A 12,299-nucleotide genomic window follows, 5' to 3' on the forward strand; every position below is an offset into this window, starting at 1 on the left:
CATGAAACGTCCGATTTATCTTGATTATGCAGCTACAACTCCTGTAGATCCTCAGGTTGCTGAACGTATGATGGAATGCTTAACATTCGATGGTACCTTTGGTAATGCGGCATCTCGTTCACACGCGTATGGTTGGCAAGCAGAAGAAAAAGTTGAATATGCACGTGAACAAGTTGCGAATTTAATTAAAGCTGATCCACGTGAAATCGTATGGACTTCAGGTGCAACCGAGTCAGACAACCTTGCGCTTAAAGGTGTGGCTCATTTCTATGCATCTAAAGGTAAACATATCGTTACCTCTAAAATCGAACATAAGGCAGTTTTAGATACCTGTCGTGAGCTTGAGTCTGAAGGTTTTGAAATTACCTATATTGAGCCTCAACCTCAAACCGGTTTAATTACGCCTGAAATGGTACAGGCAGCGATCCGTCCAGACACAATTCTTGTTTCCCTGATGATGGTAAACAATGAAATCGGTACTGTGACTGATGTTGCAGCGATTGGTGAAATCACTCGCGCCAACAAGATTTTCTTCCATGTCGATGCAGCTCAGGCAGCGGGTAAAGTTGAAATTGATCTTTCAACTTTAAAAGTAGATTTGATGAGCTTCTCTGCGCATAAGATCTATGGCCCTAAAGGTATTGGCGCACTGTTTGTACGTCGTAGCCCGCGTGTACGCCTTAAAGCTGAAATGCATGGTGGCGGCCATGAACGTGGTATGCGTTCAGGTACCCTTGCGACTCACCAGATTGTAGGTATGGGTGAAGCGTTTGAACTTGCAGGCAAAAACTTGGAAGCTGAACAGACTCGTTTACGTGTACTTCGCGACAAGCTGTGGAATGGTTTACAAGGTCTTGAACAAGTGTTCCTGAACGGCCATCCAACACAAAACGTAGCGAACTACCTGAATATTAGCTTCAACTTCGTTGAAGGCGAATCATTGATGATGGCATTGAAAGATGCTGCGGTATCTTCAGGTTCGGCATGTACATCTGCAACACTTGAACCATCTTATGTACTTCGTGCATTGGGTCTTTCAGACGAACTTGCACACAGTTCGATCCGCTTCAGCTTCGGTAAATACACCACTGAAGAAGATATCGATCACGTATTGACTATCACTAAAGCTGCTGTTGAGAAGTTACGTGAACTTTCTCCGCTTTGGGATATGTATAAGGAAGGTATTGACCTTTCTAAAGTTGAGTGGGCTGAGCACTAATTTTCATTCTGAGATAGTGACAAATCCGTTGCTATCTCATTGAGAAAAGTTTTTTTACCCCCATATTTAATACTGAGGCTGACCCCGAGGTTTGGAGAAGCAACATGGCTTATAGCGAAAAAGTAATTGATCATTACGAAAACCCTCGTAATGTTGGCGTTTTAGATAAAAATGCTGAAAACGTTGGTACTGGTATGGTTGGTGCGCCAGCATGTGGTGACGTGATGCGTTTACAGATTCAGGTAAACGATGAAGGCGTGATTGAAGAAGCACGTTTCAAAACTTATGGTTGTGGTTCTGCCATTGCATCAAGTTCACTTGTGACCGAATGGCTCAAAGGTAAAACTTTGGATCAAGCTCAAGCGATCAAGAACATTGATATTGCAACTGAACTTGCACTTCCACCAGTAAAAGTACACTGCTCTGTTCTTGCTGAAGATGCAATCAAAGCAGCTGTAGAAGACTACCGTAGCAAGAAAGTTAAAGCTTAATTGTTCCACGTTTTGAAATTTTAACGGAGTTTTCATGATCCATTTAACTGAAAATGCTGCAACTCATATCAGCAATTATTTAAAAAATCGCGGTAAGGGTGAAGGCATTCGCGTTGGTGTGAAAACTTCAGGCTGTTCTGGTCTGGCCTATGTGCTCGAGTTCGTCGATGAAGTCGATACACATGACCAAGCCTTTGAGCAGTTTGGGGTTAAAGTATTCGTTGACCCGAAAAGCCTGGTTTATCTTGAAGGTATGGAGATGGACTATGTTAAAAACGGCTTGAACGAAGGCTTCGAATTTAACAACCCCAACAAAAAAGGCGAATGCGGTTGTGGTGAATCCTTCACTGTATAAACCCGGCAGTTATTCTCTTTTTGACATTAAAACAGTGTGTTTCACACTGTTTTAATTGCATTTATACAGTTACTTTTGCACATTAATCGCGGATCCCATCTCCCATGAATCATTTTGAGTTGTTCAACCTTCCTGTAGCACTCGATATTGATTTAGCGGCTTTAAAGACTGAATTTTTAAAGTTGCAGCAACAATATCACCCAGATAAAGCTGAAGACAAAGATCAGGCTCTGATTAAATCAAGTGATATCAATCAGGCATTTAAAACCTTGTCAGCGGTCGATAGCCGTGCAGCGTATTTACTGTCTCTCAAGAAACAGGATTATCACTTAGATCAGTCGATCAGTGATTTTGAATTCTTGCAGGACGCTCTGGAAATTCGTGAACAACTTGACGATGCAACTTCTGCTGAAGATTTAACTTCACTGAAAGTCGAAGTCCAGCAATGGATTGAGGGCTTGGTTCGCGAGTTCAAAATTGATTATGCGGATGAAGACTGGGCCGAAGCACGCGATACAGTGCGCAAACTACGCTTCTTCGTTAAAGTCATGGCCGATATCGACAAAGCGGAAGACCGCTTCCTGGACGATGACAGCTTTGATCTTGATGATGATTTCTAATTTTTAGTATTTAATATTTAACGTGCAAAGGATGTAACACTATGGCTCTCTTGCAAATTGCAGAACCAGGTCAATCAAGTGCACCACATGAACACCGCATTGCGATTGGTATCGATTTAGGCACCACCCACTCTTTGGTTGCCACGGTTCTTTCAGGTAAAGCCAAAGTACTTAATGACGAACAAGGTCGTGTGCTACTTCCTTCTATCGTGCATTATGCAGAACAACAGACTCAATACGGCAATGAAGCTGCGCCTTTCATTACTACTGACCCTAAAAACACCATCGTTTCTGTAAAACGTTTTATGGGTCGCTCGAAAGCTGACATCAAATTCCAGCATCCTTATGCGTTGGTTGGTGAAGCGAATGAAATGCCGGCTTTTGAAACCGCACAAGGCCGTAAGACGCCGGTTGAGATTTCTGCAGAAATTTTAAAGCAGTTGAAAGACCGCGCTGAAGCCAGTCTGCAAAATCCGGTCAATGGTGCCGTTATTACTGTTCCGGCCTACTTTGATGAAGCACAGCGTCAGGCAACCCGTGATGCTGCTCAACTTGCTGGCTTGAATGTTTTACGTTTGTTGAATGAGCCAACCGCTGCTGCTGTTGCTTATGGTCTCGATCAGGAAAGCAATCTAAGTACAGATCGCAACTATGTGATCTACGACTTGGGTGGTGGTACCTTTGACGTTTCGATTCTGCGTTTTAGTCAAGGTGTGTTTGAAGTTCTGGCAACCGGTGGCCACACTGCCCTCGGTGGTGATGACCTAGATCGTTTGATCCTGAAATGGGCCAAGAAACAACTGAATATTGACACCTTGAATGATGCAGAATATGCACATTTTGTGGTTGCAGCACGTAAAGCCAAAGAAGCTTTGTCTGATGCAGATTCAGTTCAACTCAAATTGCTTGATCAGGTATTGACGCTTGACCGTCCGACATTTGAAGAGATCATTAAAGTTGCTTTGGATAAGACCATCAGCGTATGTAAGCGTGTGATGCGTGATGCCAAGCTTGAACTGGATGACATTCAAAATGTCGTTTTGGTCGGTGGCTCAACCCGTTCTTATGCAGTACAAAAAGCCGTGCGTGAAGTATTCAATCAAGAACCACTATGCACTATTAATCCGGATGAAGTGGTTGCGATTGGCGCATCAATTACTGCGAACCAATTGATTGGCAACTCAACTGATGGCTCATTACTATTAGACGTGACGCCTCTGTCTCTTGGTCTTGAAACCATGGGCGGACTGGTTGAACGATTAATTTCGCGTAATACTGCGATTCCAGTCGCTCGTCGTCAGGAATTTACGACTTATCAAGATGGCCAGACTGCCATGTTGATTCATGTGGTTCAAGGTGAACGTGATCTGGTTGAGCATTGCCGTAGTTTAGGGCGTTTTGTCCTGCATGGCATTCCACCAATGACTGCCGGTCAGGCACGTATTGAAGTGACGTTCCAGGTCGATGCAGATGGCTTGCTGACTGTATCTGCCAAAGAAACCACCTCTGGCGTGACGGCTCAAATCGATATCAAACCATCTTATGGTTTATCGGGTGAAGATACTGAACGTCTGTTGCTAGACGGTTATAAGTTCGCTGAAGAAGATAAGAATCTTCGTCATTTGAATGAAACCAAAGTGGAAGCACAGCGTGAGCTGGAAGCACTGGTTCAGGCACTCCAAGCGGATGCCGGTCTGTTGACTGAAGATCAACTTGCAGCACTGCAAACTGCGCAAGCACAACTTGAAACTCAGCTTCAGGGTTCAGATATCAAAGCGATTGAATCTGCCGTTGAACAGCTTAAAATACATAGTGATGCTTTTGCAGCAGCACGTATGAATCAACATATTGATGCAGCTCTTAAGGGCACTAAACTCGACGACTGGTCAAACTCAAACTAATTTAAGGTAACGACTATGCCACGTATTAAAGTTCTTCCACATGCGCAGATTTGCCCCGAAGGTGCTGAGTTTGAAGTCGAACAAAATGCCAATCTTTGCGAAAGCCTGCTAAAAAATGGCATTAAAATCGAACATGCTTGCGATATGTCAGCAGCGTGTACCACCTGCCATGTAGTGGTACGCAAAGGTTTTGACAGCCTGGAAGAAATGGATGATGTTGAAGCTGACTTACTCGATCGTGCCTGGGGTTTAGAACCTGATTCACGTCTTTCTTGTCAGGTTAAACTGGACGATGAAGATCTGGAAATTGAAATTCCAAAATACACCATTAACCATGCGTCAGAAAATCACTAAGATTTTCGTTGCAGGCTAAAATAAAAAACCACGCTCATGCGTGGTTTTTTCTCTTTATAAGAAACAATTAAAGTAAATTTACATGAACTTTAAATGTGTTCAATTACTTCATCCTCAAGCTTCAATTTGACAATACCTTGTGAATTGGTCATTTTCTGCTGAGTTTCAATGCGTTTAATCATTTTTTCTAGTACATGAATCAGCTCAGGATATTCAAAGTTTTGCACTTCATCCAGATTCAGCAATAAATGAAAGCCCTTATATTCATAATCGAACCAGCGCTGATACTCGACTTTCTGAGACGCATATTTTTCCATGACCTGCCAGGTTCTTACATGTGCTTTAATGCCTTTCAAGAATATCGGCTTTTTCGGTGCACAAAGATAATCATCTTTGATCAGATTATGAGTATCTTCCGAAATCAGGATTTCATCGACTTCCGCTGCACTTTGCAAACGCGCTGCCAGATTGGCATCACGTCCTACAATGGTATAAGCCATACGATGCGTAGCCCCATAATTCCCTACGTGGCAATAACCGGTTGAAATCCCCATGCGGATATGCAGTGGCGGATAACCCATTTTAATCCAGCGTTCCCGCAGCAATTTCATTTGCTGACGCATCGCCAATGCCATTTCCATACAGTTCTTAGCATCCTGTTCCACACCTTCGGAGTTCGGATCACCAAAGAAAATCAGGATGGCATCACCCATGAATTTATCGACAGTCGCTTCATAATTTTTAGCGATTTCGGTCATATGCCGAAGATAGTCATTCAACAGGAATGCTAAATCATCTGGAATCAGAGTTTCAGATAGCTCTGTAAAGCCTTGAATATCAGAGAAAAAGATCGTCAACTTTTTACGTTTATATTCAATTTTGGCTTCAGATTCACCTTTCATAATGGATTGCCATAACTGCACGGGCGCATAGCGACTCAGCTGATTGGCAAATTCCATATAACGGTTCATCTGTTCGAAATAATGGTCTTTTTTCTGGGTCATGTATTGCACACGACCACTTTGATAAAAACTTCCGACACCAAAATAGGTAATCAGACAGATAAAGCCTAAAACGGTCAACTCACTGCTGGTCGGTTCGAAATAATTATTAAACCCAAAGACCAGAATATTGGCCAGATAAAAAAGCGTAATCCCGATCAGGCTGGCTAGAGATGCCATCATAAATGAAATTTTATTGCTGATCGCGGTATAGAGCACTGCGACCAGACCCAGCAAGGACAAGACCAAGTCCAGATGCACGGCCGCCAAAACCACCGAAATGACAATGACATCAATCAGGAAAAGAATATTACGCCGGATGTGATAATCATGACGATAGATCAGCCAGCGAGATAGTTTCGGTGTAATTAGCAAAACCAGAAACAAAAAAAATGGAACAAAAAGCTGATACTGGGTATCTGGTTCAGTGTAATGAAAGACGACCAGAACCACAGACAGCATGATGTATCCCATCATGCGATGGAAATACTCAAACTGATGGGGTTCTTTTTGAATCCAGTCGTCTAATTGCACTCACTCCCTCCCTGAAGTCCGCAACTGTTCATGGTTCTCGGAATGCCTTGGCTGATTAGTCCATGCGCCAGTCAAATGGCATGTCGCCCTGACCACGTAAAGCCAGCATTAAGGTTTGACGCATATGTGCCAACACTTCACTGCTATAAGGAACAGCAGGTGTACCCCAAACAGGCTTCGGCCATGCAACGTCGTTCTGATAACGAACTACATGATGAAAATGCAATTGCGGCACCATATTACCCAGCGCTGCTACATTCATTTTATCTGCACGGAAAACACGTGCCAGCTGGCTTGATAACCAGCTTGACTCTCTTAAAAACTGCTCTTGGTCAGCTTGACTCAATTCATATAATTCAGAGACACCCGGCACACGTGGAATCAGAATGAGCCAGGGAAATTGCATATCATTCATCAAACGACATGTTGACAAAGGAAAGTCGCCTACAAAAAACGTATCTTGAGCAAGTTGTGGATGCAAACTAAACATATCTTTATAAATGATGCAAAATTAGAATGATGGCTAATACTAACATATCCAACTGAAGCTGAATATTGAAAGCAATGTGTTTAAAGACAAATTCTCATGATTTGTTGCGAAGCACATCACAACAATTACTGTAAACAATTCATTAAAAAAATCAAGCCTGTTGTTCCTGCAAACTTCATTGGAAAATGAAATCCAAACTGAATTTTCAGGCTGATTTAATCGAATAAAATCAGTGCAATTCTTTAAGCAGACTGTCCAGTAAATCCTGTATAAACTGAATCCGCTTTTGATAGTCTTCCAGCATGACCATGACTTTTAGACGTTGACCGCCATCCATCCGGAAATAGGTCGGATGTTTCTGCATCATCTGGATAATCGTCATGGCTTGAACCGGAGTATCCGGTGCAAATTCAATATGCCCACCCTGACTGCTGATATCAATTTTAGTAATACCAAGCTGCTCGGCTTTCAATCGAATCTGATGTACAGCAAAGAGCTGTTTGACCGGTTGCGGCGGTATACCAAAACGATCGATCAATTCCATCCGGATATTGTCCAGTTTTTCCTGGGTATCAGTATTACTGATGCGTTTATAGAACAACAGACGTTGATGCACATCACCCAGATATTCATCTGGAATCAACGCTGGCATATGCAGGGTAATTTCGGCAGTCAATGACAATGGTGCATCGAAGTTTGGCGTTTTGCCTTTTTGAATGGCTTTGGTGGCTTTTTCCAGCATTTCCATATACAGGCTATAACCAATAGCCTGCATCGAACCACTCTGCTGCTCACCTAGTAACTCACCTGCGCCGCGAATTTCCAGATCTTCGGTTGCCAGCATAAAACCGGCACCCAAGGTCGAAGCACGCTGAATGGCATCCAGACGTTTTTCTGCATCACCTTTTAAGGCTTTTAAAGACGGCACCATTAAGTAGGCATAAGCCTGATGGTGTGAGCGTCCTACACGTCCGCGTAGCTGATGTAATTGTGCCAGGCCCAGCTTGTCAGCACGTTCAATCAGAATGGTATTGGCATTCGGAACATCAATCCCGGTTTCAATAATGGTCGAACATACCAGAACATTGTATTCCTTGTGATAGAACTGCTGCATCACCTGCTCCAGTTCACGTTCACGCATCTGCCCGTGGGCCACAATCACCCGCGCTTCCGGCACCAGTTTACGGATATGCTCGGCGGCACGATCGATTGTATCAACTTCATTATGCAGAAAATAAACCTGACCACCGCGCAGCAATTCACGCAGAATCGCTTCTTTAATGGTGTCATCGGTATGTTCCTGCACAAAGGTTTTCACCGCAAGACGGCGTGCCGGCGGTGTGGCGATAATCGACAGATCACGCATGCCACTAAAGGCCATATTCAGTGTCCGTGGAATTGGAGTTGCAGTCAGTGTCAGCATGTCGACATCGGCACGCATCGCCTTGATTCGTTCCTTGTCGCGCACCCCGAAACGATGCTCTTCATCGACAATCATCAAGCCAAGATTCTTAAACTGAACATTTTCCTGCAAAATCTTATGTGTACCAATCACAATATCGACTTTACCTTCAATCAGGTCGTCAATGGTCTTGGTATGTGCTTTGGAAGAGCCGAAACGTGACAGCACTTCAATCCGGACTGGCCAGTCGGCGAAGCGGTCTTTGAATGAATCATAATGCTGCTGTGCCAGCAAAGTGGTCGGTACCAGAATCGCCACCTGCCGGTTATTCTGTACTGCAACAAATGCGGCACGCATTGCGACTTCTGTTTTACCAAACCCGACATCACCACACACCAGACGATCCATCGGCTTGGCCTGCTGCATGTCATGCAACGTCGCTTCAATCGCATTGGCCTGATCCAGTGTTTCTTCATAGGCAAAGCCACTGGCAAATTGCATATACAGGCTTTGATCGATTTCAAAACTGATCCCGGGCTTGGAAGAACGCCGTGCCTGAATATGCAGCAATTCGGCCGCGACATCGTGAATCTGTTCCAGCGCTTTACGTTTGGCTTTATTCCATGCGTCCGTACCCAGTTTATGCAAAGGTGCCAGATCCGGATCACCACCACTGTACCGGCTGATTAAGTGTAGATTGGTCACCGGCACATAGACTTTGGCGGCATCCGCATAATCCAGCTGCAAAAATTCGTGATCCTGATCATCAATACTTAGGGTGACCAGACCGGCATAACGTCCGACCCCATAATCGATATGTACCACAGGCGCGCCCATGGTCAGCTCAGTTAGACTTCGGATCAGAAACTCTTCGGAAACTTCCTGTTGACGTTTGCGACGGCGCTGTACCACGCGATGTTCATACAGCTGATTTTCAGAAATTACGCTGACACGATCGGTCAATACCAGACCACGCTCTAAAGGCGCATTGGTAATGGCAATTGCATACAGAGATTGAATAAAACTATCAAAATTTTCAACCGTGGGGATATCACCCAGACTTGGCCTTAAGGCATCTTTAAGACTTTCCCGGCGTCCAGCACTTTCAGCCACTAGCAATACCGGATGATTAGCCTGATCAATATATTTTTTGATTTCATGAAACGGTTTTTCACGTTTCGGATCTACGGGCAGACGCGGTGGCAACTGGGTATCAAGATTCAATACCCCAGCTTTTTGATCAAAAGATGTTTGTGCGGCAATGATGCGTGCAAACTGGTTCAGCTGCTCCAGCACCTGATTGGTCTGAAAAAACAGGCTTTCAGGCGGCATGATCGGTTGGTCGACATTGTGGCGACGATCTTCATAACGGCGCACCACATCTTGCCAAAACTGGCTGAGACTTTCGTCCAGAGCCTTATCTGTAATGACAATGCCATTCTTCGGTAGGTACGAAATCAGTGAACTTTGGCCTTGCATGGCTTCCGCGCTGAAAAACAAGGGCAAATAAAACTCGATTCCCGGCGAGACTATGCCATCCATCACATCCTGATAGATCGGGTTTTTTTTTGGATTCGCGGTCGGGAAAAATTCGGCATAGCGGTCACGGAAAGTGGCACGACCTTCCTTGAGCGGAAATTCCTGTGCCGGCAATACGGTAAACTGCTGCAAACTTTGCGTGGTGCGCTGAGTTTCGGCATCGAAAAATTTCAGGCTTTCAATTTCATCATCAAACAGGTCAATCCGAATCGGTGCTTCCTGTCCCGATGCGTAGATATCCATGATACTGCCGCGTACCGCGAATTCACCTGGATCATAGACGGTATCGACCAGATGATAACCGGCCTGAATCAACTTTTTCTTTTGTTGTTCCAGATCAAATTTCTGACCGACATGAATATCGAAATGCTCACCCAGAATCCATGAGGTCGGCGCCACACGTTGTGCCAAAGTTGAGGCGGACAGCAACAGTACGCCAGTTTTTGGCATATTGGATAAGATTGCCAGACGTTCCGAGACAATATCCTGATGGGGGGAGAGACGGTCATAAGGCAAGATTTCCCAATCTGGAAAAATCGTGGGTTTAACCCCATAAAATTCCAGTTCACTTTCCAGTTGACCCAAATGCTGATTATTACGTGCAATCACGATAAATAAACGCGATTGCTGCTGCACGATTTCTTTGAGCAACAATGCCGTCGAGGAACCTTGCAGATTGCCTAACCAGCGTTTCTCGCCTGCTTTGAGTTGTGGTAAATTGAGTTGGGAAATTTCTTGTTGGAACATGGATATAGCTTTAAAGTCTAAATAACCTGAGGCTTATACTAGCACGATGATCTCAGGATATTTTGTTATTTTTATGCAGTCTTGCCACATCCATACGCTTCGATTTCAAGCCACTTTTAACACTTATTTTTTCTCTCGCAGAAAGTTACGATAATAATGGCGAATTCAAACATGAGGTGCGACAGTTTGAAAAGTCTTATGATAATCAACAAGCTGAGCAAATTTCTCTAATGGTGTAAGCCAATCTAACGCTATTCTAGGACGAGTATTCAGTGACATGGCAACTTGATTTAAATAATGCTGATCTGCCTGATTTAAATCAATCCCTTTAGGTAAATATTGCCTAATTAAACCATTCATATTTTCGCATGTGCCTTTTTGCCAGGGTGAATGTGGGTCACAGAAATATACATCTATGCCTAAATCTTCTTCAAGTATTTTATGTTCTGCCATCTCGCGTCCACGGTCATAGGTCAACGTTTTACGCAGTTCTGCAGGTAAATATTTCAGAGCTTCAGTTAAAGCCTTGCGCACTGATTCTGCCTTTGCATCAGGTAATGTTGCCAAGATACAGAGCCGTGTATTTCGTTCAATAAGTGTTGCTATCGAACTTTTATTGTCTTTACCTTTAATTAAATCAGCTTCCCAATGACCCGGTATTTTTCTTTCTTGAACTTCGGCTGGGCGCTCATGAATAGTTTTAATATCCTGTAATATAGAATCTTTTTTAGGTTCACCGTTAGCTTTTCGCTTTTTATTTTCATGACGCAGACAGGATAATAAGTCTTTTTTCAACTCACCCTTTGGTAATGCTCGTATCGTTGAATAAATCGTTGTATGGCTTACATTCATTGTTTGATCCAAATCAGGAAATGTCTTTAAACGCTTTGCTATTTGCTGAGGAGACCATAAACAACGGATCGCTTCAACAATAAATTTCCAGAGGATTGAATCGATTTTGAGTTTTCTGTGACCACGTCTACGTCTAGCGAAGGTGTTATCAGAAGCATATTGAGCTTGATAAACGTCATTGATGCTATTTCTTTTAAGCTCACGATAGATCGTACTAGGATGTCTTTTAATGAGTTCAGCAAATTTTCTGGCTGAAAAGCCTTCTTTTCTTGACTCAAGCATTAATGCAGTACGATCTTCAAAGTTAAGATGATGGTATGACAATTTTATATACTCCATAAACCCTTTAAATTAATTAGGTGGTTTATGTCGCACTTCAAGTTTTACTCTGCCAATCATTTAACTTCTTGAGGATCATTTTAAATTGCAGCAGGTTCTCTTCGGTATTTCCCAAAGTCACATTAAAACGCTGATGGGCAATTTCCAGATCAATCTTTTCATTGATCAGCATCGCGGTGTCGTATAAAGCTTTTAAATCATCAAACTGTTTTAGACGGCGATTGGACAAATATTCTAAGCGTGTGGTCAGTTCCTGATTTAAATCAATGCCATCCACGATATAACCTGTGCCTTCGACATGCTGGATATTCTGCTCGTCTAAATATAGCTGTGCAGCAGTCGGTTTATTAGTTTTAAATAATGCACTGATTTTATCAAACATCGCCATTTACCCAGCCAAATAAAGTTCAGACCCTAGTCTAGATGAAAATGCCTCAAATCCACATATCGAACTT

11 protein-coding genes are annotated in these 12,299 nt (G+C 43.3%); 6 read left to right on the forward strand and 5 right to left on the reverse strand.

Annotated elements, in window-relative coordinates; genetic code table 11:
- Position 1 precedes the first annotated feature (1 nt).
- From F890_RS08795 to fdx, 6 genes are all read left to right on the forward strand, one after another.
- On the forward strand, positions 2–1,219 hold the full coding sequence (locus F890_RS08795; RefSeq protein ID WP_004279813.1) for an IscS subfamily cysteine desulfurase: 1,218 nt from the start codon (positions 2–4) through the stop codon (positions 1,217–1,219).
- A 104-nt stretch (positions 1,220–1,323) separates the two neighbouring features.
- The gene (iscU, locus tag F890_RS08800) at positions 1,324–1,710 is read left to right on the forward strand and encodes a Fe-S cluster assembly scaffold IscU (RefSeq protein WP_004279815.1); all 387 of its coding nucleotides are present in this window, start codon (positions 1,324–1,326) and stop codon (positions 1,708–1,710) included.
- 34 nt (positions 1,711–1,744) lie between these two features.
- Positions 1,745–2,065 carry an iron-sulfur cluster assembly protein IscA gene (iscA, locus tag F890_RS08805; RefSeq protein ID WP_004279817.1) on the forward strand — a complete coding sequence of 107 codons (321 nt, stop codon included), beginning with the start codon at positions 1,745–1,747 and terminating at the stop codon, positions 2,063–2,065.
- Positions 2,066–2,169: 104 nt separating this feature from the next.
- Positions 2,170–2,685, forward strand: a complete 516-nt coding sequence (gene hscB / locus F890_RS08810) for a Fe-S protein assembly co-chaperone HscB (RefSeq protein WP_004646764.1) — start codon at positions 2,170–2,172, stop codon at positions 2,683–2,685.
- Between the two features lie 41 nt (positions 2,686–2,726).
- The gene (hscA, locus tag F890_RS08815) at positions 2,727–4,586 is read left to right on the forward strand and encodes a Fe-S protein assembly chaperone HscA (RefSeq protein WP_004646762.1); all 1,860 of its coding nucleotides are present in this window, start codon (positions 2,727–2,729) and stop codon (positions 4,584–4,586) included.
- A gap of 15 nt (positions 4,587–4,601) precedes the next feature.
- Positions 4,602–4,940: an ISC system 2Fe-2S type ferredoxin gene (gene fdx, locus F890_RS08820; protein WP_004279821.1), complete on the forward strand. Its 339-nt coding sequence runs from the start codon at positions 4,602–4,604 to the stop codon at positions 4,938–4,940.
- Between the two features lie 89 nt (positions 4,941–5,029).
- Here the strand turns inward: fdx and F890_RS08825 are convergent, their stop codons facing one another.
- The 5 genes from F890_RS08825 to F890_RS08845 all read right to left on the reverse strand — a co-directional run bounded on the left by F890_RS08825 (position 5,030) and on the right by F890_RS08845 (position 12,232).
- Positions 5,030–6,475: an adenylate/guanylate cyclase domain-containing protein gene (locus F890_RS08825; protein WP_004729820.1), complete on the reverse strand. Its 1,446-nt coding sequence runs from the start codon at positions 6,473–6,475 to the stop codon at positions 5,030–5,032.
- A 55-nt stretch (positions 6,476–6,530) separates the two neighbouring features.
- Positions 6,531–6,965 carry an HIT domain-containing protein gene (locus tag F890_RS08830; RefSeq protein ID WP_004646760.1) on the reverse strand — a complete coding sequence of 145 codons (435 nt, stop codon included), beginning with the start codon at positions 6,963–6,965 and terminating at the stop codon, positions 6,531–6,533.
- Between the two features lie 229 nt (positions 6,966–7,194).
- Positions 7,195–10,653 carry a transcription-repair coupling factor gene (mfd, locus tag F890_RS08835; RefSeq protein ID WP_004646759.1) on the reverse strand — a complete coding sequence of 1,153 codons (3,459 nt, stop codon included), beginning with the start codon at positions 10,651–10,653 and terminating at the stop codon, positions 7,195–7,197.
- 165 nt (positions 10,654–10,818) lie between these two features.
- Complete coding sequence (locus F890_RS08840) at positions 10,819–11,787, reverse strand: IS30 family transposase (RefSeq protein WP_265596644.1); 969 nt, start codon at positions 11,785–11,787, stop codon at positions 10,819–10,821.
- 94 nt (positions 11,788–11,881) lie between these two features.
- Positions 11,882–12,232, reverse strand: a complete 351-nt coding sequence (locus F890_RS08845; RefSeq protein ID WP_005266504.1) for a hypothetical protein — start codon at positions 12,230–12,232, stop codon at positions 11,882–11,884.
- Positions 12,233–12,299 lie beyond the last annotated feature (67 nt).

This window comes from Acinetobacter sp. CIP 64.7 (assembly GCF_000369745.1).
In the GTDB taxonomy this organism is placed as follows: Bacteria; Pseudomonadota; Gammaproteobacteria; order Pseudomonadales; family Moraxellaceae; genus Acinetobacter; species Acinetobacter fasciculus.